Consider the following 23,748-nt stretch of genomic DNA (forward strand, 5'->3'; position numbering starts at 1 on the left):
CAATCCCGAGCCGCCCTCACCTTTGTCCCCCGATTCGCGGATGGGCAGGTCGCGAGCTGGCTAACCTCGCGGTGAACGGGTCGAACCCCAGCACCTGCGAAGGTGAGCCAGTTGCCCGAGACGCCGTTGACCAACCGCCCCAAGATGCACACCGGCGTACCCTCGTCGCTCACCACCGCGCAGCGGTGGGTCCTGCGCGGCGTCGCCGTCGCGGACGCCCCCTGCGGCCTGTGGTTCCTCGAAGCGGTGGCCGGACGCACCGGCAGCACGCCGGACGAGCCGATCGACGCGACGGTGGAGGAGCTGATCGCGCGCGGGTTCCTCGTCAACACCGCGGCGGGGCTGCGGCTGGCCTCGATCGCGCTGCGCGACGACGTCCTGCGGGACACGCCCGCCTCGGTGCGCCAGGCGCTGCGCGAGACGGCCGCCGAGGTGCTCGCCGACGCCGGACGCCCGGCCCAGGCCGCCCGGCAGCTCCTGCGGGTCCTGCCGGCGGTGAGCCGGTCCGCCCGGGCGCTCGCCACGCGGCTGGCGGCCGACCCGGCGGTCGGTCCCAGCCTCGCCGCGGACCTGCTGCTGGCCGCCCCGGCACCAGGCCCGGCCGACGAGCGCCTGGCCTGGCTGGTCGACGTCGCCGACAACCTCTACCTGGCCGGCCGGGTGGACGAGACGCTGCGCATGCTGCACCGGGAGGTCGCCGCCGACAGGTACGGGCCACGGCAGCGGGCAATGCTGCTCGGGCGGCTCGGGGCCTACTACGCGACGCAGCGTCCCTCGCTGTCCCTGACGTACCTCGGTCGGGCGCTCAACCAGGAGCTGGACGCCGCCGGGCGGAGCTGGACGCTCACCATGCTGGCGTCGCAGGCGGCCCGGTTCGGGCATCCCGACACCGCCGAGCTGGTGGCGGCAGCGGAGCGGGCGCACGAGCGCAGCCCCTCCCCCGGCGGCGGTATCCGGCTGGCCCTCGCGAACGCGTCCCGGGCCACCGCCACCGGCGACCTGCCCCGCGCCGCGCGGATCCTGCGGGAGGTGGACGCGGGCGAGCCGGCCGCCCGTACGCAGGCGATCTTCCTGCGCGTCGACCGGGTGGCGAACCAGATCGCGCTCGGCCGGTACGTCGACGCGGCGACCGCGCTGGACGGCGTCGCCGCGGAGATCGACACGCTGGGTGCGGTGGCGCAGCCGCTGGTGACCGCACTGGACTGCGTCCTACGGCTGACCACCGGCGAACTGGCCGAGGCCGAGGCCCGGGCCCGTCTCGCGCTGACCGAACGCGGTGGCGCCCTGCCGGCGCAGGCCCGGGTGGATCTGCTCGCCACTGTCGTGGAGGTGCTGCTGCGCCGGGGTGAGATGGCCGCGGCCCGGGAGCTGCTGGCGGACGAACGCCCCGTCGTGGGCTGGCCCGACGACATGCAGTGGTTCCGGCTGGGCTGTGCCGCCGCGGGCGACCCGGAACCGGGCCGGCACGCCGCGCTCCTGGGGGCCGCGTTCGCCATGCCGGACCGCTCGATGGCTCCCCTGCTGCTGGTGCCGCACCACGGCCCGCGACTGGTCCGCGCGGCGCTGGCGCTGGGTGACCGGCACCGCGCCGAGTCCCTCGCCGACCACCTGAAGCGGGCCGCCGGGCTGGCGAACAACGCGCTCTGGCGCGGGGTGGCGCACCAGGCCGACGGGCTGCTGACCGGTGATCCGGCGGCGCTGCGCGCGGCGGTACGGCTGCTCCGGACCACCTCCGCCCGGCCGGCCCTGGCCGACGCGCTGCACGACCTGGCGCGGTCGCCCGGGCTGCCGCCGGCGGAGGCACCCGGCCTGCTCGCCGAGTGCGCCGCGATGTACACCCGGATGGGCGCCGGCGGCGCCGGGGACGGGACGCCGGAGCCCGACGGCACGACGGGAGACGGCGCCTGCCGCCCGGCCGTGGCCGCGCTGACCCCCGCCGAGGTACGGGTGGCCGAACTGCTCGCGGTCGGCATGACGAAGCAGGAGGCGGCCCGGGACCTGTTCGTCTCGTTCCACACCGTCGACACCCACCTGCGGTCGATCTACGCGAAGCTCGGCGTCCACAACCGGGTGGAGCTGGCGCTGGCCTGGGAGTCGCGGGACGAAGGCTGAGCGCGGACGCCACGACCCTGTGGCGTCCGCGCTCGGCATCGCGTCCTCAGTGCCGTTGCAGCGGGCTCTTCGTCTTCGGCAGCGCCTCGATCAGCTCGCGTGGCACGTTGATCGTGTCCGCGACCACCTCCGGCGGGACGTTCGCCAGCCACTGGGCGAGCGACACGTCCTCGAACTTCGCGGTCCGGAACAGCTCCAGGTAGACGAAGGGCTTGTCACCGATGTTCTCGATGTAGTGGCCCATCGAGATCGGCACGTAGCCGACGTCGCCGGTCTCCATGTTGAAGGTGCGCGCGGTGCCGTGGTTGGCGAAGACGCCCATGCGTCCCTTGCCCGAGATCACGTACTGCATCTCCGCTCCGTTCGGGTGCCAGTGGAGTTCCCGCATCGCGCCGGGTTCGATCTCCACCATGGCGACCGTGGTGGTGATCGCCGCGGCGAAGTTGCTCGAGTCGGCGATGCGTACGCTGCCGCCCTCGAACTTCTCCGGCGTCTGGGCGAGCAGGCTGTGCTTGAACGTCCGGGGCACGTCGCCGGTGGGGCTGAAGACCCGGTCCTCGGCCAGCGGCGGCGGGCTCTGCCCCGGGAAGATGTACCGCTCGGACTCGGGCGGGAAGTCGGCCATCTGCTGCATCGTCCAGCCGAAGTTCTTGGCGATGACCTCCTTCGGCACGTGCGAGAAGAAGTCCGTGAGCTGGAACGTGGCGTCCTCGGAGTAGCAGCCGTCGTCGAAGACGAGCAGGAACTCCACGCCCTCGTCGTGCGCCTGAATGTGGTGCGGGATGCCGGCCGGGAAGTACCAGAGGTCGCCGGCCTTGACGTCCTCCAGGAAGTTGCGGCCCTCCTGGTCCACGGCCGCGATCCGGCAGCTGCCGGTGAGGACGAAGGCCCACTCGGACTGGATGTGCCAGTGCAGTTCCCGGTACGCGCCGGGGTTGAGCTTCATGTTCACGATCGCCAGGTCGTGGGCGATCGGCAGGAGACGGTTGGTGACCTCCCGGGTCCAGCCGCCGCTCTCCTGCCGGGTGTGCGCCAGCGAGAACGGGAACACCAGGTTCGGCATGAGCCCGTTGTCTGTCGACGGCGGATGCACCAGGTCGGGGTGGGACTGGTCGATCGCCGGATTCCGCGGGACCGTGCCGACCATCTGGTGGTCCTTGGGCGATGATCCCATTCCGGCACGGTCATTGGATCGGGGCATGACGGATTTCCTTCCGGGTGTGGACCGCCGATTCGGCGGCCCGGGACGGGACGAACAACGCCCGCAGGTGTTCCGGGCTCTGGAAGGCCACCGCGAGCGGAATCGCGACACAGAGGAACAGCGACGCCGCGATGCTCCAGACCGGAGCATCCGTGGCGACTCCGGCGACGGCCAGCGCCGCGATCGAATAGAACGTGACGCGGATCCTGGTGACGGGGAGCACGAACATGCGCTCGGCCTCCTTCGGCTTGGAGTCTCGCCGTCGAGACGCAATTGCGATGCTGCCGAACCGGATGCCATTGGTGAATAACGCGATCGCGCCATTCACCGGAAGCGACAGGAAACACTTTTCCCGGCACTTCTGCGCATCGCGCCGCGACGGTTTCACGGGCGGAACGAGGGGTAGGGAGGGCGATGTCCAATAACGCGGAGGATCGCTGGCGGGTGGGGGAATACGACTTCCACATACCGTTTCTGGCACTTGCGCTCTCCACCGGCCTCGCCGGCGTGGTCGACGCCTTCTCGTTCCTCAAGTACAAGGTGTTCGTGGGTATTCAGACCGGCAACGTGGCGTTCGTCGGAATGGGTGCCGCCGACCACCTGCCGGCGTGGCCGTCCGCGCTGGCGTCACTTGTCGCGTTCGGCCTGGGCGGCCTGCTCGGCGCCGGGATCCGCCGCGTACGCCCGGCCGGCCCGCTCACCCCGCCGGGCATGGAACTGCTCGCCATGCTGGCGCTGCTCGTGCTCTGGGGGCTGGTGGACCGGTCCCTCGACTCGGGGCGCGACTCGCTGACCGAGCGCACGATCCTGACCGCGCTGCTGGCCTTCCCGGTCGGCATCCTCGGCGGGCTCGTCGTCCGCACGTTCGGCGTGCAGACCGCCACGTCGTACCAGACCGGGACCGTGCTGCGCACCACGAAGGGCATCGCCGACTGGGTGTTCGAACCGGAGGGCCGCAGCGCGGCCGGGCGGCTCGCCGCGACCGGCCTGCTCTGCCTGGTCAGCTACGCGATCGGCGGGTTCGTCGGCGCGGCCACCGAGACCCGCCCGATCTGGACGATGATCGTCACCTGGGCGCTGGCCGTGGTGCTGATCGCGCTCACCTGGGGCAAGCGCCCACCGGCCACCGCGACGCGGCGTCGCTGACAGACCAAATCACCGAAGGCCCCCGACCAGCATGGTCGAGGGCCTTCGGTGATTGGGGCTCACCCGCGTCCCCGTTCATCGGGGGTGCCGGTCCGCCCTTCGGGCTTACGCCGACTGCCGGGCCACGCCCGGATCCCCGTTCGCTTGTGCCTGTACCAGTTGCCCGCGCTTGTTGTTGGGCAGCCACCGGTGCGAGCCGGGCTTGCGGGCCTCGTTCGTGAGATGACCGACGCCGAACTTGTAGGTGAGCGCCTTGAGTCTCCCGCCGAGCCGGCCGCCGATGAACAGTCTCATCGCGGTGTCGTCCCGGCCGGCGAGCTGGTAGATGCCGGCCTGCGGCCCGAGGCCGACGCACATGGCGTTGAAGAAGACGCTGGCCGGCTCAGGCCGGAGGCCTGCCATCCGCCGCAGCAACGTGTCGGCGGCGTGCGCGCCGAGGCAGCCCGCGGTGTACGCGCTCATCCGATAGGGCACGCCGGAGGGTGCGGTCGAGTCTCCGGCCGCGACGATGCGGTCGTCGTCGATGCTGGTCAGTGTCTCGTCGGTGAGCAGCCGCCCGATGCCGTCGGTCCGCAGTCCGCTGCGCACGGCCAGATCCGGCACGCCGAAGCCCGCTGCCCAGACGGTGATCGCACTCGGCAGAACGCGATCGTCACGCAGCCGCACGGCATCACGCGTGACAGCGGTGACCTCGGTGCCGGGTCCGTCGAGGACCGTCACACCGAGCCTGGCGAGTGACCTGGCGGCCGCGCGCCGCGCGCGTGGATGCAGGTACGCGCCGAGCGTACCGCCGCAGACCAGACTCACCCGGTGGCCGCGTCCGGCGAGTTCGGCGGCGGTCTCGATGCCGGTCGGCCCCGCTCCGACGACCGTGACCGCGGTCCCCGCCGGGCTTTCGCCGATGACCGAGCGCAGCCGCTGCGCCGCCTCGATGGTGGCCATCGGATAGGCGAACTCCGCCATTCCGGAAACGGGCGGCTCGGCGCTCGCGCTGCCCACCGCGTAGACGAGATAGTCGTAGCCGAGTGCGCCGGTCTCCGCGAGAGCCACGCGGCGCTCGGTCGAGTCGATCACCGTGACCGCGTCCTGAACCAACTGAACACGCTCGTGCAGGACCTCCCGGTAGTCCACCACCGCCTCGTGCGATCCGGCGACCAGATGGTGCAGCCGCGGCCGGACGACGAAGTCCGGTCGTGGGTTCACCACTGTCACGCTGACGTCGTCGCGCTGCATCAGCCGGTTGGCCGCCATGACACCGGCGAAACCGCCGCCGATCACTACCACCCTGGTGTACCCGGTCATGCCTGAACTCCTTCCGCTGACGGTTCGCACCCAAGACACCGGCCGGGCGCACCGTGTGACAGAAGTGGCTCAGGTCACCGGTCAGTCATGGAAGGAATCGGCGCTGGTCCGCCCAGGGCTCACCCGGCCTCGCGGCGGGCCTTGGCGCGGCGCTTGCCCTCGTGCATCGCCTGCACCCGGGCCACCGGGATGGTCCGCCCCTGCTCGACCAGGTCCGCCGGCAGGCGCTGCGGCGCGGGCAGCGCCTCCGCCCAGGGATCCCGGTCACCCAGCAGGCCCGGCACGGTCCGCACGGTGAAGTCGGCCGGGCTCGCGCTCTCCAGGTCGGTCCAGCCCACCGGGTAGGACACCGGGGCGCCGGGCCGGATCCGGGGACTGTAGGCGGCCACCACAGTCGCGCCGTAGGCCCGGGTGGAGTCGACGAAGACGCGGCCGCCGCGGTCGGCGACGATGAACGCGGTGGTCGCGGCCGCCGGGTCGAGCCGTTCGGTACGGGCGGCGAGCGCCCGGGTCGCGGCGGCGGCCTCCTCCGCGGTGGTGGCCGGGTCCACCGGCACGATCACGTGCAGCCCCTTGGCGCCGCTCGTCTTCACCGCGCCGGCGAGCCCGGCGTCGGCGAGCGCCTGCCGCACCAGCAGCGCGACCCGCACCACGGCGCCGAACGCGTCCCCCTCCGGCGGGTCCAGGTCGAGCACCAGGTGGGACGGGTGCTCGGGCGCACCGGCGCGGGCCAGCGTCGGGTGGTACTCCACCGCCCGCTGGTTGGCGAACCAGAGCAGCGTCCGCCGGTCGTCGCAGAGCGCGTACGAGATCCGCCGGTGCGACGCCTCCGCCCACACCTCGGTGCGGCGCAACCAGTCGGGCGTGTACTTCGGCAGGTTCTTCTGCATGAACGGCTCCTGGCCGGGCCGCACCCGTAGCACCGACAGCGGCCGGTCCCGCAGTTCCGGCAGGATCCGGTCAGCCATCGCGTCGAGGTAGTCGACCAGGTCGCGTTTGGTCGCCCCGGCGCCGTCGAACAGCGGCTGGTCGAGGTTGGTCAGCGACACTCCGGCCCGGGTCTCGTCGGCGGCGCCCATCGGACCACCATCCCGGGCCGGGCCCGGCTCGGCAACCCCGACACGGTGCCCGGCGCGCCGCACCGGCCGGCACCTGCGACGATCGGGGGCGTGGGTGAGGCGGAGTCGGAGCGGTGCGGACCGGACGCGGCGGGGCAGGCGAGCGCCTGCACCGTGCGGGAGGCGCTGGACCGGGTCGGCGGCAAGTGGGCCATCGGCATCCTGATCGCCGCCTCGGCCGGCCCGGTCCGCTTCACCGAGCTGGAGCGCCGGGTGGAGGGGATCAGCCGCCGGATGCTCACGCTGACGTTGCGCAACCTGGAGCGCGACGGGCTGCTGGACCGGCACGTGCATCCCACGGTGCCGCCGAAGGTGGAGTACACCGCGACGCCGATGGCCCGGGAGCTGTACGAGTCGCTGGTGGCGCTGACGAGCTGGGCGGAGCGGCACCGGGAGGCGATCAGCGCGGCCCGGGCCGAGTACGACCGACGGCACGGCGGCCCACCGGCCTGACTCAGTCCCGTACCGGAGCCGCCCAGTCGATGTGGTGGTCGAACAGCCAGGCCTGGGCAGCGCCGCCGTCGCGCGCCAGGTAGCGGGCGGCGAGCGGCATGCCCAGGTCCCGGACCAGCCGCCCGACCGGTCCGGCGACCTTCGTGGTGCTGGTCCGCCGCCCCTGCGCGACCACCCGCTCCACCCGGTCGCGGCGCAGCCGCTCGTAGGCCCGGAACGCGGCCGGCACGTCCGGCAGGTCGCGCAGGCAGCGGGCGAGCTGGACGGCGTCCTCGAAGGCCATCGCCGCGCCCTGCCCGGAGGAGGGGGCGGCGGTGTGCGCCGCGTCGCCGATCACGATCATGCGGTCGCGGTGCCAGACCGGCACCGAGGGCAGGTCGTACGTCGGCCAGCCGTACTCGATGCGCGCGGTGTGGTCGAGGATCCGCATCGCCGGTCCCGGATCGGCGGCGAGCAGCGCGCGCAGCCGGGACCGGGCCTCGTCCGGGCCGACCGCGGCGAGGTGTTCCCGGCTCGGCTCGACCGGCTGCGGCGGGTTGGCGAACCACCAGACCTCGTCCTCCCCCACCACGATCCAGCAGAAGAAGCAGCGCCGGCCGAACATCATCCGCATCACGCCGCGCTCGTCGGGCAGGCGCAGCCCGCGGGCGAAGCCACCGGCGTTCAGCAGCGGCACGTAGCGCGGCGCGGGGGCGGCCGGGTCGATCAGCGTGCGGACCCGGGAGCGCAGCCCGTCGGCGCCGACGAGCAGGTCGCCGCGGGCGGTACGGCCGTCGGCGAACCGGGCGGCCACACCGCCGTCGGTCGTGTCGGCGCCGGTCAGCCGGGCGCCGTGGACGAACTCGACGCCCCGGCGCAACGCCTCGTCGCGCAGCGCCCGGTAAAGGTCGGAACGGCCGACCGTACGGCTGCCGGGGGCCCCGAACTCGGCGAGCCGGCGCCCCCTGTGGTTGTGCATGAGCATCCGGGGTGTCGGGTGCCCGAGCCCGGCCACCAGGTCGTCGAGGTCGATCGCGCGCAGCGCGTCGAGCCCGTTGGCCGAGAGCGTCAGGAACGCGCCCACACCGACCGCGTCCCTCGGGTACGCCTCGTACACCGAGGCGTCGATGCCGGCGCGCCGCAGCGCCATGGCGGCGACCGGGCCGGCCAGTCCGGCGCCGACGACGACAGCTTTAGTCATGTCATGACTATACATAAAATGACTATACCGCGACAGGGGCCACCTAGGGTGAGGGCATGACGGTTCGTCGCTCGCCGCTGGCGATGATGGTGCTGGCCCTCCTGGTCGAGGAGCCGATGCACGCGTACCGGATGCAGCAGCTCATCCGAGAGCGGGAGAAGCAGGACGTGGTGAACGTCGCGCAGCGCAACAGCATCTACCAGACCATCGAGCGGCTGCGCCGCGACGAGCTGATCCGGGTGGCCGAGACCAGGCGCGAGGAGGGGCGGCCGGAGCGCACCGTGTACGCGCTCACGCCGGCCGGCCGCCGCACGCTCGACGGGTGGCTCGCCGACGCGCTCGCCACCCCCGCCCGGGAGTTCCCGGAGTTCCCCGCCGCCCTGTCGTTCCTGCCGATCCTGCCGCCCGAGGAGGCGGCCCGGCGGCTCGACGAGCGGGTGGGCGCCATCGAGGCACGGTTGCGCGAGCGTGAGGCGGCGCTGGCCGGGGTACGACTGCCCCGCCTCTTCCTGGTCGAGGACGAGTACCAGCTGACGCTGCTCCGCGCCGAGCTGGACTGGGTACGCGGACTCGTCGCCGATCTGCGCTCCGGCGCGCTCACCTGGTCCGGGGAGTGGCTCGCGGACTGGACCGGAACACCGGTCTGACCTGCGGAAACCGGCCGTTGTGGCGAACGCCACGCGGTGGATCTGACCGATCGGTCAGCACCTGACCGATCGGTCAGGCATGCTGGAGGACATGGCGCGACCCACCACCGCCACCCACGACGAGCTGCTGGCCGCTGCCGCTCGCCGCTTCGCCGCCACCGGGTACAAGGGCACCTCTCTCCAGGACATCGCCCGCGACGTGGGCTGCTCCAAGGCAACGGTGCTCTACCACTTCGCCAGCAAGGACGCCCTGCTCTGCGAGCTGATGGCCCCGGCCATCACAGTGCTGGAGGAGCTGGACGCCCGGATCGCGGCGCACACCGGCGCAGAGGCCCAGCGCGTCGCCGCGGACGGCTTCGTCGACCTGGCGGTCCGCTTCCGCCGGGAGATCGCCCTGCTCCGGGGAGAGTTCCCCGACCTGCTCCAGCAGCCCGCGTTCGCCCACATCCAGCAGATCTCCGAACAACTCATCGCCGCCTTCTCCGGCTTCTCCGACCGTCCGGAGGCACGCGTCGCGGCGCTCGTCGTGCTCGCCGGCATCGCCGAGACCTGCGGCGAGTTCCTGGACATCCCCGACGAACAGCTGCGACCCGCGCTGCTCGCCGTGGCGTACCGCGCGCTCGAAGTCACCACCTGATCCGAACCCCGAGGACAAGGAAGGTCCATGGCGACCCTGCTGTACCGGCTCGGCCGGGCATCCCTGCGCCGGCGGCGACTCGTCGCCGTCGTCTGGCTCGTCGTACTCGTCGGACTCGGCCTGGCCGCGGCCACGCTGAAGGGCCCGACGGCGAGCAACTTCACCATGCCGGGCACCGAGTCGCAGAAGGCGATCGACCTGCTCGCCGACCGCTTCCCGGCGGCCAGCGGCGCGACCGGCACCATCGCGATCAAGGCGCCGCAGGACGGCGCGCTGACCTCACCCGCCGGACAGGCGGTGGTCAAGCAGGTCACCGAGGAGGCGGCCACGCTGCCCGGCGTGGTCGGCGCGGTCGACCCGTACCAGGCGCAGGCGCTCACCCCGGACGGCCGGTACGCGCTGATCCAGGTGCAGTTCGCCGGCGGCGCGGACGAGGTCACCGACGAGCAGCGCGACGCGTACGAGAAGGTCGGCGCGCAGGCCGAGGCGCAGGGCTGGCAGATCGCCCCCGGCGGCGAGGTGCTGAACGGTGAGCCGGAGGTCGGCTCGACCGAGGCGATCGGCGTGCTGGTCGCGGCGATCGTCCTGGTGATCACGTTCGGCTCGCTCGTGGCGGCCGGGATGACCATGCTGAACGCGCTGATCGGCGTCGGCGTCGGCATGGCCGGTCTGTTCGCGCTCAGCGGCGCGGTCGAGCTGACCAGCACCGCGCCGATCCTGGCGCTGATGCTCGGCCTCGCGGTCGGCATCGACTACTCGCTGTTCATCACCTCCCGGCACCGGCAGAACCTGCTCGACGGGCTCTCCCCCGAGGAGGCGGTCGGCCGCGCGGTCGGCACCGCCGGCTCGGCGGTGGTCTTCGCCGGCGCGACCGTCGTGGTGGCGCTCGCCGGCCTGGCCGTGGTGGGCATCCCGTTCCTCACCGTGATGGGCCTGGCCGCCGCCGGCACCGTCACCGTGGCCGTGCTGGTGGCGATCACGCTGGCCCCGGCGCTGCTCGGCTTCGCCGGCCACAAGGTGCTGCCGCGCAAGCTGCGCGACCGTAAGGCGGTCGAGGATCCGACCACCGGCTCGGAGGACCGCTCCGGCTTCGGCTTCCGCTGGGCGCGGTGGGTGACCAAGCTGCGCATCCCGGTGATCCTGGTCGGCCTGCTCGGCCTCGGCCTGCTCGCGATCCCGGCCCAGGACATGCGCCTGGCGCTGCCGGACGCGTCCGCCGCCGCCGAGGGCACCCCGGCCCGGGTCAGCAGCGACCTGATCCGCGAGGGCTTCGGCCCCGGCTTCACCGGCCGGCTCGCGGTCGTGGTGACCGCCGACTCGCCGCAGGACACGCAGGCCGCCATCCCGCAGGTGACCGCGCTGGTCCAGAAGACCGACGGGGTGCTGGCAGTGGCCCCGCCGCAGGTCGACCCGTCGGGGCGTACCGCGCTGATCGGGGTGATCCCGAAGACCGGACCGACCGACGAGGCCACCGAGACGGTGGTGCACGACATCCGCAAGCAGGTCTCCGGCATCCAGAACGCCGACGTGCTGCTCACCGGCGTCACCGCTGTCGGCATCGACGTGTCGGAGAAGCTCTCCGACGCGCTGCCGGTCTACCTGCTGCTGGTGGTGGGCCTGTCGATCCTCCTGCTGATGCTGGTGTTCCGGTCGATCCTGGTGCCGGTCAAGGCGGCGCTGGGCTTCCTGCTCACCGTGGCGGCCACGTTCGGCATCACCGTCGCGGTGTTCCAGCAGGGCCACCTGGCCGACCTGGTCGGCCTGGACACCCCGGCCCCGCTGGTCAGCTTCCTGCCGATCCTGCTCATCGGCATCCTGTTCGGCCTGGCCATGGACTACGAGGTCTTCCTGGTCTCCCGCATGCGCGAGGACTTCGTGCACGGCGACACCGCCCAGCAGGCCACCATCAACGGCATGGGGCACGGCGCCCGGGTGGTCACCGCCGCCGCGCTCATCATGATCTCGGTGTTCGGCGGCTTCGTCTTCCTGGAGGACCCGATCATCAAGTCGATGGGCTTCGCGCTCGCGATCGGTGTCGCCATCGACGCGTTCGTGGTCCGGATGACGATCGTGCCCGCGGTGATGTCGCTGCTCAACAACGCCGCCTGGTGGCTGCCGCGCTGGCTGAACAAGATCCTGCCCAACGTGGACGTCGAGGGTGAGGGCCTGCGCGCCCACCTCGCCGAGAAGCAGCACGCGAACGTGTGATCCGTGCGGGTGGGGCCCCGCGGGGCCCCACCCGTCACACACCCGCCGGATACGTCTCCATCTCGCCGGGTGTGACGCACGCCGGCAGCGGGTGCAGCGCCGTCGTCTCGTCGCACCAGATGAACGCGTCGTAGCGCTCACCCAGCCGGGTCGGCACGTAGTTGCCCCAGGACTCGAAGCTCGGGTCGTACACCACCCCGACGGCCCGGTGGTCCGCCTCGCCGGTCACCCACTCCGGCTGGTCGTCGCCGCCGAAGACCAGCACCGCCCGGTCCGGCATCAGCTCGTGCAGCCGATGTTCCACCGAGCCCTCCCGGGCCGGCGGCACCACCATGGTCTCGGCCGGTGAGCCCCAGCGCGGCGCGGCGATCACGCTGCCGCGCCAGCTGCCGAAGCCGATCAGCGCCACCGCGTCCCGGCCGTACCGTTCCCGGCCGAGCTGCCCGATGTTGACCATGCCGTCCGCCGCCATGTCGGTGGCCCGGGCGTCGCCGACATGCGTGTTGTGCGCCCACACGATGCCCCGCGAATCCGGCCCGTACCGGTCGAGCAGCCGGTCGAGCGTGTCGGCCATGTGGACGTCGCGCACGTTCCACGACTCGGGGCCGCCGCCGACCATCGCCCGGTAGTACCGCTCCGCGCCGGCCACCACCTCCGCGTTCTGCCAGGCCGAGAAGCGGTCCGGGCCGTCCGCGGCGGCCTGTTCCCGGGTACGCGCCAGCAGCCGTACCACCTCCTCCTCGCACCGGGCGGAGACGAACCGGCTGGCCGTCGCATACTCCTCGGGCCGCTTGCCGTACGGCTCGAAGCAGCGGTACGCCTCCTGGGCCGCCTCCAGCGAGGCCGGGTCCTCCTCACCGAGGTAGTCGAAGATGGCCTGCATCGACTCCCAGAGGGAATACACGTCCAGCCCATGGAAGCCGGCCCGCTCCCCCTCGGGGCGTTCCAGGTTCCACGCCCGCATCCAGCGGCAGAAGCGGGCCACCTCGGCGTTCGCCCACATCCAGGTGGGCCAGCGTTCGAACCGCTCCAGCGCCACCAGCGGATCGGCGAGCCCGCCCGGCGCGCCGACCACCGACCGGTGCACCCGGTCGCAGTCCGGCCAGTCCCCCTCCACCGCCACGAAGTCGAACCCCTGTTCGGCGATGAGCCGCCGGGTCAGCTGCTCCCGCAGCCGGTAGTAGTCGTAGCTGCCGTGCGTCGCCTCGCCGATCATCACCACCCGGGCGTCCCGTACGCGGTCCAGCAAGGGGTCGAAGTCGCTCGGCGCGCCGAGCCGCTGTACCAGCATGTCCGCGGCTACCCGGGGCCCGCCGGGGCAAACCGCGACCGCGGCCCGGCGGCAGCGGGCATGCCGCCGGGCCCAGCGGGTAGCCGGGCGGCATGACCGTCACCGGCGCGCAGTTGCAGGAGTTCCTGGCCGGGCTGGACTACCCGGTCTCCCGGGAGGACCTGGTCCGCTGGGGCCAGGAGAACGGCGCCAGCACCGAGACGCTCCAGCGGCTGCGCACGCTGCCGGCCGAGGAGTTCGACACCCCGGCCGAACTGGTCGAGGCGCTCGTCACGCTCGCCGGTTGAGCGGCGCGTGCAGCAGCCGGAACAGCACCAGCCACTGTTCCGGCCAGACCAGCCCGACCGGGGTGTCCGGCGCGATCCGCGCGGCCCGCAACGCGCCGTCGACCCGCGGCCGGGGATGGCCCGCGCGCAGCGAGGCCGCGAGCGAGCCGCCGACTCCGCCGAAGCCCAGCTCCACCATCCGCCGGTACGCGGGCAGCGCGGCCGGCGCCACGAGTGGCGTCGTCCGGCGCTCCAGCCGCAGGATGCCCCCGTCCACGCCCGGCACCGGCCGGAACGCGGTCCGGGGCACCCGCCCGGCCATCCGCCAGTGGTACTCGGGCCAGGTGAGCACGGTGAGCCGGCTCCACCGGCCGTGGTCGCCGGTGCGCTTGCGGGCGTAGTCGAGCTGGGTGAGCAGCGTCGCGGTACACAACCCTGGTGCGGCCAGGCACCAGCGGGCCACCGCCGCGGTGAGCGACCAGGGGATGTTGCCCGCCACCGAGAACGGGCCGGCGGGCGGGGACGCGGTCAGGAAGTCGGCCGCCCGTACCTCGACGTTCGGCAGCGGAGCGCAGGCCGCTGTCAGCTCGGGCAGCACGGCCGGGTCGACCTCGTACGCGATCAGCCGCCCGCACCGCGCGGCGAGCGGCCGGGTCAGCCGGCCGCGCCCGGCGCCGACCTCCAGCAGCAAATCGTCCGGGCCGGGCCGGACCGCGCGGACCATCCGCGCGACGGCGGCCGGGTCGGCGAGGAAGTTCTGGGACAGTACGCGACGGGACCGGTCGCGTGCGGTGGTTCGGCGGGGCGCCACGGGTTCGTCCTGTCTGTCGCCGGACGGCGACGGGTACGGACCGCTGCGTGGGTGTCCCCCGCCGTCGAGGCGGCGTGGGGCGGATCAGGCGGGCGGTCCGAGCGGATCGGGACTCGGACGACCCTGGGGAGTGGCCGGGACGCGGCGCATGCCTGAGCGGGCCACCTCGGCGAGGTGGCGTGGTCGAACCACGGGTACCGCCACCTCGGCGAGGTGGCACGACCGGCGCCCCTCGGGGCGGGTCGGAACCGGCGGTCAGATCAGACGCGGGCGGCGTACCGGCCGGCCAGGGCCGGGCGCCGGAACCGCGGACGGGCGTCCAGGAGGAGCCCACACGCGGCCGGCGCGGCGGCCACACGGATCAGGGCATGCGTGAACATGCCGCCACGCTAACGACCGGGTCGGGCCCGGGCGACCGGTTTTCTACAGGTCGACGGTGCGGCCCTGGGCGCGGGCGGTCTGCGCGGCGTCCAGCACCGCCACCACCTCGCGGCCGAACCGCACGTCGCAGCGGTGGTCGCGGGTGCCCGCGTCGACCTCCTGCAGCAACTGGTCGAGCGCGGCGCCGAACGCCTGGAGCGCGCTGCCGTCGCCGGGCGGGACGATCTCGGTGCCGTTCTCGCCGAAGAAGACGAAGTCCCGGGTGACCGCCTCGGACGGCGCGTCCAGGGTCAGCGAGAGTGAACTGGTGGCGCCGCCGTCGTGGGTGAGCAGCAGGTGCGCCAGGCCGCTCGGGCCGTCCATCGCGGCGACCCGGGTGACCCGGCCGAGCACCGGCAGGATCAGCGACAACGCGTGCGGGCCGATGTCCCACAGCGCGCCGCGTTCCCGCCGCCAGGTCGAGTCGCCGTACGGGTTCCCGGGCTGGAAGATCGACGCGAACATGGTGGCGCGGGCGTGCTGCCAGCCGCCCGCCGCGGCGGTCGAGGCGAGGAACCCGGTGACGTTCGGGTGGAAGCGCTGGGTGAAGAAGACCACCGAGGCGACCCCGGACGCCTGTGCCGCGTCGACCACCCGGTCGGCGTCGGCGAGGTCGAGCGCCAGCGGCTTGTCCAGCAGCAGGTGCCGCCCGGCGGTGGCGGCCCGCACGGCGATGTCGGCCTGCACGTCCGGCGGGAGCGCCACGGCGATCGCGTCGCAGGCGTCGATGAGCGCGTCCACGTCGGTGAAGGCCGGTACGCCGTGCCGGGTGGCCAGCTCCTCCGCCTTCGCCGGGTTGCGCCCCCAGACGCCGGCGAGCCGTGCCCGCGGGTGCGCCTCGATGGCCGCGGCATGCGTCTCCGCCGCCCAGTAACCGGTGCCGAACAACCCGAACCGCACCCCGACCCCCTGCCGTCGACGTCCGCCACCGGCGTACGCCGGGACCGTGATCCACGCTAGTCCCCCGGCCCGTCCGGCGCGTCCCGACCCGGCGGGCGAGCCGCTACTACACGGATTAGTAGGCTGTGCCGGTGAACGACACCGTGTCGACGACCAGCGCGGCGGCCGCCTCCGCCTCCCCGGTGGACGGGCCGCTCGCCACGGTCGCGATCGTGATCTCGCTGGCGCTCGCCGTCTGGGCCCTGGTGGCGGCGGTACGCCACCGGCCGCCGGACCGGATCCAGTTCGTCGGCCTGGCCGTGCTGGAGGTGGCGCTGCTCGCGCTCACCGTGATGGCTCTCGTCGCGCTCGGCGGCGGCGAGCGGCCGGGTGAGCCGGGCGCGTTCTTCGGCTACCTGGCGACGCTCGTCTGCCTGCCGCCGCTGGCCTGGGTGCTGGCCCGGATGGAGCCGACCCGCTGGGGCTCGGGCATCGTCTGCGCGATCTGCCTGGTCACGCCGGTGGTGGCGGTACGGCTCCAGCAGACCTGGGAGGTCCTCGGTGGCTGACACGACGACCGCGCACGAGCAGCGCGCCACCAACCGCGGCCCGGGGCGGCTGCTGATCGCCGTCTACATCGTCTTCGCCATCGCCGCGACCTCGCGGGCCTCGTTGCAGATCGCCACGAAGTTCGACGAGGCGCCGGTGGCGTACCTGCTCTCCGCGCTCGCCGCGCTGATCTACATCGTGGCGGCGGTCGGGCTGGCCCGCGCCGGGCACACCGGCCGCCGGGTCGCGCTCGCCTGCTGCACAGTCGAACTGGCCGGCGTGCTCGGCGTGGGCGTGCTGAGCATCGCCGACAAGGAGCTGTTCCCGGACGAGACGGTCTGGTCCGACTTCGGCAGCGGCTACGGCTACGTGCCGCTGGTGCTGCCGGTGCTCGGCCTGTTCTGGCTCTGGCGCACCCGGCGCGACCCCGCCTGAGCGGGCCCGCGCCGGGTCGGGCCGGTCAGTCCTTCGGACCGCCGGCGACGTAGATGACCTGGCCGGAGACGAAGGACGCGCCCTCGCTGGCCAGGAACGAGATGGTGTGCGCGACGTCCTCCGGGCGGCCGGGACGGCGGACCGGGATCTCGGCGGCGGCGTGCTTCTGGAGGTCGTCGAAGTCGACCTTCATCCGCGCCGCGGTGGCGGCGGTCATGTCGGTGACGATGAAGCCGGGCGCGACCGCGTTGACAGTCACCCCGAACGGGCCCAGCTCGATCGCCAGCGTCTTGGTGAAGCCCTGGAGGCCGGCCTTGGCGGCCGAGTAGTTCGCCTGGCCCCGGTTGCCGAGCGCGGACGTGCTGGACAGGTTGACGATCCGGCCCCACTTCGCCTCGACCATGTGCTTCTGCGCGGCCTGGCTGAACAGGAACGCCCCGCGCAGGTGCACGCCCATGACCGTGTCCCAGTCGCCGTCGGTCATCTTGAACAGCAGGTTGTCGCGCAGCACGCCGGCGTTGTTGACGAGCACCGTCGGTGCGCCGAGTTCGGCGGCGACCCGTTCCACGGCGGCCTCGACCTGGGCCCGGTCGGACACGTCGGCGCCGACGCCGAGCGCCCGGCCGCCGGCCGAGCCGATGGCGTCCACCGTCTCCTTGGTGGCGGACTCGTCGATGTCGACCACGGCGACGGCCATGCCGTCGGCCGCCAGCCGGCGGGCGGTCGCCGCGCCGATGCCGCGCGCGGCTCCGGTGACGATGGCGACGCGGGGCTCCTCCGACATGCTTACCTCCCGGTAACTTGTGGCTCGATCGAAGGAGCTTAACCCGCCGGTACGCCGCCCCCTACCGCTCGTGGCCCCGGCAGAGCCGGATCCACCGGTAGCCGTACCCGGCGAGCTTGAGCCGGTCGAGCTTGCCCACGTCCTCGTAGTTGCGGTCGCTGAGCACGTCGATCGGCAGGTCCGCCTCCGGCGCCAGCGTGCTCAGGTCGACCTCCACGTCCTCGGTCCCCAGGTTGTGCAGGAAGACCATCGTCCCGGTACGCCCGTCGGCGCGGTGCGCGAGCACGCCGGGCGGCATCGGCACGTCGATGTGCGTGGTGCTGCCCGAGCCGGTCTCCGGCGCCTCACGCAGCGTCCGGATCATCCGCTCGAACCAGCCGAGCAGCGACCGCGGGTCCTTGCGCTGAGCGGTGACGTTGACGTTCTGGTAGCCGTACTCGCCCTTGTCGATCACCGGGCGGATCAGCTTCTCCGGCTCGGCGGTGGAGAAGCCGGCGTTGTCCGCGTACGACCACTGCATCGGGGTACGGATCGCGTCGCGCCCGTCCAGCGACAGGTCCTCCCCCATGCCGATCTCCTCGCCGTAGCGCAGCACCGGCGTGCCGCGCAGCGAGAACTGGAGCGAGTACGCCAGCTCCATGTGCCGGCGGTCGTTGCCGAGCATGGGCGCCAGACGACGGCGGATGCCCCGGCCGTAGAGCTGCATGTTCTCGTCCGGCCCGAACGTCGCCAGCACGTCGTTGCGCTGGTCGGCGGTGAGCCGGGACAGGTCGATCTCGTCGTGGTTGCGCAGGAACGTGGCCCACTGGCCGCCGGTGGGCAGCTTCGGGGTGTCGCGCAACGCCTCGATGATCACCTCCGGGTCCTCCCGGGCCAGGGCGAGCATCAGCCGGCCGTTGAGCATGAAGTCGAACAGCATGTGGATCCGGTTGCCCGAGCCGCTGCCGTCGCCGAAGTAGACGGGCAGCTCGTCCGGCTCGACGTTCGCCTCGGCCAGCAGGACCGCGTCGCCGCGCCGCCACTGCACGTGCTGACGCAGGTCGGTGATGAAGTCGAAGTCCTTCGGCGAGTTCGGGTTGCCCGGCTCGGTGCGCTCGATGATGAACGGCACCGCGTCCATCCGGAAACCGGAGACGCCGAGCTGGAGCCAGAACGAGGTGATCTTCTTGATCTCCGCCCGGACCTTCGGGTTCTCGATGTTCAGGTCCGGCTGGAACTTGTAGAAGCGGTGGTAGTACCACGCCTTGGCGGTCCGGTCGTAGGTCCACGTCTCGTGCTGCTCGCCCGGGAAGACCATGCCCTGGTGGCGGTCGGCCGGCTCGTGGTCGGCCCAGACGTACCAGTCCCGGTACGGCGAGTCCGGCGAGGAGCGGGCGGACTGGAACCACGGGTGCTGGTCGGAGGTGTGGTTGACCACCAGGTCGATGATCACCCGGATGCCCCTGTTGCTCGCCTGGTGCAGCAGTTCGGCGAAGTCGCCGAGCGTGCCCAGGCGCGGGTCGACGTTGTAGAAGTCGGTCGCGTCGTACCCGTCGTCCTCGTTCGGCGAGGGGTGGATCGGGTTCAGCCACAGGCAGGTCACGCCGAGCCGGGCCAGGTAGTCCAGCCGGCCGATCAGCCCCTGGAAGTCACCCACCCCGTCGCCGTCGGAGTCCGCGTACGTGTCGACGTCGAGGCAGTAGACGACCGCCTCCTGATACCACCTGTCACCCATGCGGGGACTACTTCTCCGAACGCGCGCGACGGCAAACCCGGTACGGTGCTCCGATGAGCGAGGAGGCGTACGACTGGTCCGCCGGCACCTGGCTGAACCCGCCGGAGCGGGCCGAGCCGGTCGACGGCGGCGGCCTTCTGGTCGAGCCGCACGGCGGCAGCGACTTCTGGCGGCGCACCAGCTACGGCTTCGTGCACGACGACGGCTCGGCACTGCTCGCGCCGTTCCCGGCGGGCAGCGCCGTGGAGGTGTCCTTCGTCCTCGACTACGCGGCCCAGTTCGACCAGGCCGGCGTGCTGGTGCGGGTGGACGAGCGGCGGTGGACCAAGGCCGGGGTCGAGGTGAGCGACGGCGCGCCGCAGGTCGGCGCCGTGGTCACCGACGAGTTCTCGGACTGGTCGGTGGCGCCGGTGCCGCAGTGGTCCGGCCGGGAGGTGACGGTCCGGGTGAGCCGGGCCGGGGACGCGCTGACCGTACGGGCCCGGTGCGCGGACGAGCCGTGGCGGCTGGTCCGGGTCGCGCCGCTCGACCCGGCGGCGGAGGCGTCGGCCGGGCCGTACTGCTGCTCGCCCAGCCGGGGCGGGCTGCTGGTCCGCTTCACCGGCTGGCGGCGGGGTCCGGCGGACGCCGCGCTGCACCCGGAGGGCTGAGTCACAGGTGTGACACCGGCCGGTCCGGGTAACACCTTCGGATCTCCGGCTCTCGCGTGGAAGGACCGCCATGGCCCTGGCCCAGGACGTCGACCCGAACCAGTTCACCGGGCTGACCGGCTGGGTGGCGAGCGTGATCGACTCGCTCGGCGCGGTCGGTGTGGCGCTGCTGGTGGCGCTGGAGAGCATCATCCCGCCGATCCCGAGCGAGATCGTGCTGGCGATGGCCGGCTATCTGTCCGCCGAGGGCCGGTTCAACGTGGTGGTCATCGTGGTCGCCGCGACAGTCGGCTCGCTGATCGGCGCGCTGGTGCTCTACTGGCTCGGCGCGGCGCTCGGCGAGGACCGGCTCAAGCGCTGGCTGGACCACATCCCGCTGGTCGACCTGGAGGATCTGGAGAAGGCCGACCGCTGGTTCGAGCGGCACGGCCGGTGGGCGGTGCTGATCGGCCGGGTGGTGCCGGTGGTACGCAGCCTGGTCTCGATCCCGGCCGGCGCCAACCGGATGCCGCTGGGCGAGTTCATCCTGCTGACCACGCTCGGCAGCGGGGTGTGGAACACCCTGATCGTCGGCGCCGGCTTCGCCCTCGGGTCGCGGTGGGAGGACGTCGACAGGTACAGCCAGTGGTTCAACTACGCGATCTTCGCCGTCTTCGGCTTCATGATCGTGAGCTGGGCGGTGAAGAAGGTGCGCCGGCGGCGCGCCCGGCAGTCGGTGACCGCCGGGCGCTGACCGTCGCGCGGGCTCAGAAGCCCGCGGTGATGCCGGTGAACTCCCAGGTGTTCTGCGCGATGCCGGAGCAGTTGGCGACCACGCCGCCGCCCGGGCAGGGCCGGTCCCGGTTGACCGACCAGAACGTGAACCGGGCCAGGCCGCGCGCCTTGGCCCAGTCGCGGATCTGCGTCCAGGTGGCCGGCGAGGTCAGCTCCTGCTGGTCGGAGAGGCCGTTCATGCCGGACAGGCCCATGTGGGCGTACGCGGTGGCGTCGGACCAGCCGAACGCGTTCTTCAGCGCGTTCTTCAGGCCCTCGGCCGCGTTCACGGTGTTCTGGTACATGTTCGCGCCGCCGCCGAAGTCGAACGGCATGATGGTGAACACGTCGATCCCGGCGCCCTTCGCGGCGGCCTGGTTGATCAGCCGGGTGCCGTAGTACGACGGCCCGGTGGTCGAGGTGCCGAACGTGATGATGGTCTTGATCCCCGGGTTGTTCTGCTTGACGATCTTCAGGGCGTCCAGGATGCGGTCCTGCACCACCTCGTTCTCGAACTCGTCGCTGTTCTCGATGTCGATGTCGATCGCCTTCAGCCCGTACGCGTTGATGACCTGCTGGTACGCGCCCGCGAGGGCCGCGGCGGACGAGCAGTTCGGGCCGAGCTTGTTGCCGCTCCAGCCGCCGAAGGACGGGATGACGTCGCCGCCGGCCGCCTTGATCGCGGCGATGGTGGCGGCGTGCGTACCGCCGGTCAGCGGGCCGTTGCCGTCCCAGGCGGGGGTGCAGCCGCCGCCGGAGAGCACGAACGCGATGGTGAACCACTTGATCCCGGTCGCGCCCATGACGGCGGCGGGCGCGGGCGGGTCGCCCCAGCCCGGGTAGAGGTAGGGAGCGGCGGCCATCGCGCCTCCACCGCCGCCGGTGCAGCCGCTGGTGGTGGCCGCGACCGCCGCCGACTTCGCCGACTCGCCGGTGCCGTTGTACGCGGTCACTGTGTAGCTGTGCCCGCTGCACGCGGCCAGCCCGGAGACGGTGGCCGAGGTGCCGGTGACGGTGGCCTTGACAGTGCTGCCCTCGTACACCCGGTAGCCGGTGACGGTCCCGGAGACCGCGTTCCAGGCGAGCGAGACCGACGACGCGGTGGTGCCGGTGACCCGCAGCCCGCCGGGGGTGGCGGGCGCGCCCGGGTTGCCGGGGTTGCCGCCGGTGCAGGAGGCGCCGTTGACTGTGCAGTTCACCGGGTCGCCGGTGCCGCTGACGACGAAGCCGAAGCTGGTGCTGGCGCCCGGGGCGAGCGCGCCGTTCCAGGACTGGTTGACGGCGGTGACGTGCTGGCCGGAGGTGGTGAGGCGGGCGTCCCAGAACGAGCCGAGCGTGCTGCCGGCCGGCAGGTCGAACTGGACGTTCCACGAGGAGATCGCGGCGGAGCTGTCGTTGGTGACGGTGAACCGGGCCTCGTACCCGCTGCTCCAGCTGGAGGTGCGGACGAAGGCCGCGGTGGCGGCGGAGGCGGGCGGCGCGGCGAGCAGGGCACCGGCGACCACGGCGGTGGTCAGCGCGGCGGCGAGCGTCGCCAGGCGGGGGCGGAGTCTCACGGCGTCCTCCAGGGGACGGGCGGGGGTGGAGAGGAATTCACAACCGTCGACGTGCGCCTATTATTAAGAGTGTTAACTGTTTCTGTCCAGCACCGGTTCGACGCGACCCGGACCGGTGGGTCCGGGCCGCGTCCCGGCCGCACTCAGCGGCGGAAGGTGAACCAGTTGACGTTGACGAAGTCGGACGGCTGGCCGCTGCTGAACGTCAGGTAGACGGTGTGCCGCCCGGTCACCGCGCCGACGTTGCCCGGCACCGAGCGCCAGGTCTGCCAGCCGCCGGTGTTGCCTACCGCGAAACTGCCGATCGGCGGCGCGGTCGGGCTGTCCACCCGGACCTCCACCAGCCCGCTCACCCCGGACGCCGCGCCGGAGGCGACACGGGCCACGAAGTCGCGCGGCGGCGTGGAGCCGAAGTCGACGTTGTCGTAGCGGGCCCAGTCGCCGTTGGCGAGCCAGCCGATGTCCTGGCCGCCCTCGGCGCACGTCTCCACCTGCACGCCGTTCTGCGCGTTGAACGACTCGGCCTGGATGGTGGCGTACGCGTCGCGCACCCCGCCCGGCGGAGGCGTGGTCGGCGTGGGCGACGGGTTGCTCCCGCCGCCGCGGGTGTAGACGGCCACGTAGTCGACGAGCATCGACCGGCCGGGCACCGTCGACGCGGTGGGCGTCGCCGAGCCGGCCACGCCGTCCGGGAAGCCGCCGCCCATCGCCACGTTGAGCAGCAGGAAGTAGCCGGCGTGGTTGGTCATCTGGCTCCAGTACGGCTCACCGATCTGGTTCTGCCCGACGGTGTGGAAGAGCTGGCCGTCGACGTACCAGCGCAGTTGCTGCGGGCTGATCGAGGCGTCCCACTCGAACCGGTAGGTGTGGAACGCCGACTGGCAGGTGCTGCCCGGGCAGGCCCGGGACGCGCCGATGCCGTTGAACTCCCCGCACGGGCCGCCCGGCGCGACGCCGCAGTGCAGGACGCCCCAGACCGAGTTGATCCCGTTGACGTTCTCCATCACGTCGAACTCGCCGATGCCCGGCCAGTTCTGGTAGTTGCCCCGGTACGGCGAGCCGAGCGCCCAGAACGCCGGCCAGTACCCGGACGCCGCCGCGCCTGTCACGTTCGGCATCTGGATCCGGCCCTCCAGGGCCAGCACGCCGCCCGACGGCGGCTTGAAGTTCGCCCGTACCGTCTCGATCCGGGCCGAGGTCCAGCGGCCAGCGGAGTCCCGCAGCGGCGTGATGCGCAGGTTGCCCGAGCCGTCGTGGGCCAGGTTGGCGGTGCTGGACGTGTAGGTCTGGATCTCGCCGGTGCCCCAGTTGGCCGGGCCGCCCGGGTAACCGGTGCCGGTGTCGATGATCCAGTTGGCGGACGAGGGCAGCGTGCCGGCGGAGCCGGTGAAGTCGTCGCTCCACACCAGGTTCCATCCGGACGGCGTCGGGGGTACGGCGGCCTGGGCGGTCATCGAGACGCCCGCGAGCGCTGTGGTGAGCGCGAGGACGCCCGCGGCCAGGGCGAGCCGGCGGCGTGATCGGGGCACGGTGGCGGAGGCGGCCGGAGCCGCCGGGATCGGGTTCATTCGGGGTGCCTCTCTGCGGGGACGGGTCCGGGAGAGCGCTCTCTGAGAGCGATTTCTACGCGCCCGCC

At 72.7% G+C, this 23,748-nt stretch carries 22 protein-coding genes and 1 pseudogene; 11 read left to right on the plus strand and 12 right to left on the minus strand.

The genetic code is table 11. The features are described 5' to 3' along the window. The first annotated feature begins 102 nt into the window (after positions 1–102). Positions 103–2,112 (plus strand): helix-turn-helix domain-containing protein, encoded by a 2,010-nt coding sequence (locus CLT75_RS19015; protein WP_135241825.1) that lies wholly within the window; start codon positions 103–105, stop codon positions 2,110–2,112. 46 nt (positions 2,113–2,158) lie between these two features. Here CLT75_RS19015 and CLT75_RS19020 read toward each other — a convergent pair whose 3' ends face one another. Next, positions 2,159–3,259: a cupin domain-containing protein gene (locus CLT75_RS19020; RefSeq protein WP_135241826.1), complete on the minus strand. Its 1,101-nt coding sequence runs from the start codon at positions 3,257–3,259 to the stop codon at positions 2,159–2,161. Positions 3,260–3,296: 37 nt separating this feature from the next. Beyond that, positions 3,297–3,701 carry a hypothetical protein gene (locus CLT75_RS33355; RefSeq protein ID WP_486485219.1) on the minus strand — a complete coding sequence of 135 codons (405 nt, stop codon included), beginning with the start codon at positions 3,699–3,701 and terminating at the stop codon, positions 3,297–3,299. 26 nt (positions 3,702–3,727) lie between these two features. On the opposite strand from CLT75_RS33355, the gene CLT75_RS19030 reads away from it, so the two are divergent. Then, positions 3,728–4,459 (plus strand): YoaK family protein, encoded by a 732-nt coding sequence (locus tag CLT75_RS19030; RefSeq protein WP_135241827.1) that lies wholly within the window; start codon positions 3,728–3,730, stop codon positions 4,457–4,459. 105 nt (positions 4,460–4,564) lie between these two features. Here the strand turns inward: CLT75_RS19030 and CLT75_RS19035 are convergent, their stop codons facing one another. Together CLT75_RS19035 and ligD are read right to left on the minus strand one after the other, a co-directional pair. Continuing rightward, positions 4,565–5,761, minus strand: coding sequence for an NAD(P)/FAD-dependent oxidoreductase (locus CLT75_RS19035; protein ID WP_135241828.1), 1,197 nt, complete (start codon positions 5,759–5,761; stop codon positions 4,565–4,567). Positions 5,762–5,880: 119 nt separating this feature from the next. Next, a complete protein-coding gene (ligD, locus tag CLT75_RS19040) occupies positions 5,881–6,840 on the minus strand; it encodes a non-homologous end-joining DNA ligase (protein WP_135241829.1) in 960 nt (319 codons plus the stop codon). A 90-nt stretch (positions 6,841–6,930) separates the two neighbouring features. On the opposite strand from ligD, the gene CLT75_RS19045 reads away from it, so the two are divergent. Next, positions 6,931–7,332 carry a winged helix-turn-helix transcriptional regulator gene (locus CLT75_RS19045; RefSeq protein WP_135241830.1) on the plus strand — a complete coding sequence of 134 codons (402 nt, stop codon included), beginning with the start codon at positions 6,931–6,933 and terminating at the stop codon, positions 7,330–7,332. Between the two features lies 1 nt (position 7,333). Here CLT75_RS19045 and CLT75_RS19050 read toward each other — a convergent pair whose 3' ends face one another. After that, positions 7,334–8,512, minus strand: a complete 1,179-nt coding sequence (locus tag CLT75_RS19050; RefSeq protein ID WP_135241831.1) for an FAD-dependent oxidoreductase — start codon at positions 8,510–8,512, stop codon at positions 7,334–7,336. A gap of 56 nt (positions 8,513–8,568) precedes the next feature. On the opposite strand from CLT75_RS19050, the gene CLT75_RS19055 reads away from it, so the two are divergent. The 3 genes from CLT75_RS19055 (at position 8,569) to CLT75_RS19065 (ending at position 12,004) form a co-directional block, all read left to right on the plus strand. Continuing rightward, the gene (locus tag CLT75_RS19055) at positions 8,569–9,159 is read left to right on the plus strand and encodes a PadR family transcriptional regulator (protein ID WP_209310350.1); all 591 of its coding nucleotides are present in this window, start codon (positions 8,569–8,571) and stop codon (positions 9,157–9,159) included. Positions 9,160–9,250: 91 nt separating this feature from the next. Continuing rightward, entirely contained in the window at positions 9,251–9,796 is a 546-nt protein-coding gene (locus CLT75_RS19060) for a TetR/AcrR family transcriptional regulator (protein ID WP_135241832.1), read from the plus strand. 27 nt (positions 9,797–9,823) lie between these two features. After that, positions 9,824–12,004: an MMPL family transporter gene (locus CLT75_RS19065; protein WP_135241833.1), complete on the plus strand. Its 2,181-nt coding sequence runs from the start codon at positions 9,824–9,826 to the stop codon at positions 12,002–12,004. 34 nt (positions 12,005–12,038) lie between these two features. Here CLT75_RS19065 and CLT75_RS19070 read toward each other — a convergent pair whose 3' ends face one another. After that, positions 12,039–13,295: an erythromycin esterase family protein gene (locus CLT75_RS19070; protein WP_135241834.1), complete on the minus strand. Its 1,257-nt coding sequence runs from the start codon at positions 13,293–13,295 to the stop codon at positions 12,039–12,041. A 92-nt stretch (positions 13,296–13,387) separates the two neighbouring features. On the opposite strand from CLT75_RS19070, the gene CLT75_RS19075 reads away from it, so the two are divergent. Continuing rightward, positions 13,388–13,582, plus strand: coding sequence for a DUF2795 domain-containing protein (locus CLT75_RS19075; RefSeq protein WP_091422483.1), 195 nt, complete (start codon positions 13,388–13,390; stop codon positions 13,580–13,582). On the opposite strand, the gene erm is transcribed toward CLT75_RS19075, so the two are convergent. Both erm and CLT75_RS19085 read right to left on the minus strand, forming a co-directional pair. Continuing rightward, positions 13,566–14,372: an ErmE/ErmH/ErmO/ErmR family 23S rRNA (adenine(2058)-N(6))-methyltransferase gene (gene erm / locus CLT75_RS19080; protein WP_135241835.1), complete on the minus strand. Its 807-nt coding sequence runs from the start codon at positions 14,370–14,372 to the stop codon at positions 13,566–13,568. The two genes, CLT75_RS19075 and erm, sit on opposite strands and share 17 nt — an antisense overlap. Positions 14,373–14,795: 423 nt before the next feature. Beyond that, positions 14,796–15,692, minus strand: coding sequence for a Gfo/Idh/MocA family protein (locus tag CLT75_RS19085; protein ID WP_135241836.1), 897 nt, complete (start codon positions 15,690–15,692; stop codon positions 14,796–14,798). Positions 15,693–15,823: 131 nt separating this feature from the next. Here CLT75_RS19085 and CLT75_RS19090 point away from each other — a divergent pair, with 131 nt between their 5' ends. Both CLT75_RS19090 and CLT75_RS19095 read left to right on the plus strand, forming a co-directional pair. Then, positions 15,824–16,240, plus strand: a complete 417-nt coding sequence (locus CLT75_RS19090; RefSeq protein ID WP_135241837.1) for a hypothetical protein — start codon at positions 15,824–15,826, stop codon at positions 16,238–16,240. Beyond that, positions 16,233–16,708: pseudogene (locus CLT75_RS19095) on the plus strand (hypothetical protein). Before CLT75_RS19090 ends, CLT75_RS19095 begins: the two are co-directional and overlap by 8 nt. Here the strand turns inward: CLT75_RS19095 and fabG are convergent. Next, positions 16,681–17,439 carry a 3-oxoacyl-ACP reductase FabG gene (gene fabG / locus CLT75_RS19100; RefSeq protein ID WP_135241839.1) on the minus strand — a complete coding sequence of 253 codons (759 nt, stop codon included), beginning with the start codon at positions 17,437–17,439 and terminating at the stop codon, positions 16,681–16,683. The pseudogene CLT75_RS19095 and the gene fabG overlap by 28 nt on opposite strands. A 61-nt stretch (positions 17,440–17,500) precedes the next feature. Further along, positions 17,501–19,153 carry an alpha-amylase family protein gene (locus tag CLT75_RS19105; protein ID WP_135241840.1) on the minus strand — a complete coding sequence of 551 codons (1,653 nt, stop codon included), beginning with the start codon at positions 19,151–19,153 and terminating at the stop codon, positions 17,501–17,503. Positions 19,154–19,206: 53 nt separating this feature from the next. On the opposite strand from CLT75_RS19105, the gene CLT75_RS19110 reads away from it, so the two are divergent. Then, the gene (locus CLT75_RS19110) at positions 19,207–19,803 is read left to right on the plus strand and encodes a DUF1349 domain-containing protein (RefSeq protein WP_135241841.1); all 597 of its coding nucleotides are present in this window, start codon (positions 19,207–19,209) and stop codon (positions 19,801–19,803) included. Positions 19,804–19,873: 70 nt separating this feature from the next. Continuing rightward, a complete protein-coding gene (locus CLT75_RS19115; RefSeq protein ID WP_135241842.1) occupies positions 19,874–20,536 on the plus strand; it encodes a DedA family protein in 663 nt (220 codons plus the stop codon). Positions 20,537–20,549: 13 nt separating this feature from the next. Here the strand turns inward: CLT75_RS19115 and CLT75_RS19120 are convergent, their stop codons facing one another. Then, complete coding sequence (locus CLT75_RS19120; protein ID WP_135241843.1) at positions 20,550–22,112, minus strand: cellulose binding domain-containing protein; 1,563 nt, start codon at positions 22,110–22,112, stop codon at positions 20,550–20,552. 143 nt (positions 22,113–22,255) lie between these two features. Further along, positions 22,256–23,680, minus strand: a complete 1,425-nt coding sequence (locus CLT75_RS19125; protein ID WP_135241844.1) for a carbohydrate-binding protein — start codon at positions 23,678–23,680, stop codon at positions 22,256–22,258. Positions 23,681–23,748 lie beyond the last annotated feature (68 nt).

It is taken from the genome of Micromonospora sp. CNZ285 (genome assembly GCF_004637285.1).

Excerpts from the sequence above, each read along its gene's own strand:
- CLT75_RS19020 (WP_135241826.1), bottom strand. The coding sequence starts at position 3,259 with ATGGTCGGCACGGTCCCGCGGAATCCGGCGATCGACCAGTCCCACCCC.
- CLT75_RS19030 (WP_135241827.1), top strand. The coding sequence starts at position 3,728 with ATGTCCAATAACGCGGAGGATCGCTGGCGGGTGGGGGAATACGACTTC.
- CLT75_RS19035 (WP_135241828.1), bottom strand. The coding sequence starts at position 5,761 with ATGACCGGGTACACCAGGGTGGTAGTGATCGGCGGCGGTTTCGCCGGT.
- ligD (WP_135241829.1), bottom strand. The coding sequence starts at position 6,840 with ATGGGCGCCGCCGACGAGACCCGGGCCGGAGTGTCGCTGACCAACCTC.
- CLT75_RS19050 (WP_135241831.1), bottom strand. The coding sequence starts at position 8,512 with ATGACTAAAGCTGTCGTCGTCGGCGCCGGACTGGCCGGCCCGGTCGCC.
- CLT75_RS19055 (WP_209310350.1), top strand. The coding sequence starts at position 8,569 with ATGACGGTTCGTCGCTCGCCGCTGGCGATGATGGTGCTGGCCCTCCTG.
- CLT75_RS19060 (WP_135241832.1), top strand. The coding sequence starts at position 9,251 with ATGGCGCGACCCACCACCGCCACCCACGACGAGCTGCTGGCCGCTGCC.
- CLT75_RS19065 (WP_135241833.1), top strand. The coding sequence starts at position 9,824 with ATGGCGACCCTGCTGTACCGGCTCGGCCGGGCATCCCTGCGCCGGCGG.
- CLT75_RS19070 (WP_135241834.1), bottom strand. The coding sequence starts at position 13,295 with ATGCTGGTACAGCGGCTCGGCGCGCCGAGCGACTTCGACCCCTTGCTG.
- CLT75_RS19075 (WP_091422483.1), top strand. The coding sequence starts at position 13,388 with ATGACCGTCACCGGCGCGCAGTTGCAGGAGTTCCTGGCCGGGCTGGAC.
- fabG (WP_135241839.1), bottom strand. The coding sequence starts at position 17,439 with ATGTCGGAGGAGCCCCGCGTCGCCATCGTCACCGGAGCCGCGCGCGGC.
- CLT75_RS19105 (WP_135241840.1), bottom strand. The coding sequence starts at position 19,153 with ATGGGTGACAGGTGGTATCAGGAGGCGGTCGTCTACTGCCTCGACGTC.
- CLT75_RS19110 (WP_135241841.1), top strand. The coding sequence starts at position 19,207 with ATGAGCGAGGAGGCGTACGACTGGTCCGCCGGCACCTGGCTGAACCCG.
- CLT75_RS19115 (WP_135241842.1), top strand. The coding sequence starts at position 19,874 with ATGGCCCTGGCCCAGGACGTCGACCCGAACCAGTTCACCGGGCTGACC.
- CLT75_RS19125 (WP_135241844.1), bottom strand. The coding sequence starts at position 23,680 with ATGAACCCGATCCCGGCGGCTCCGGCCGCCTCCGCCACCGTGCCCCGA.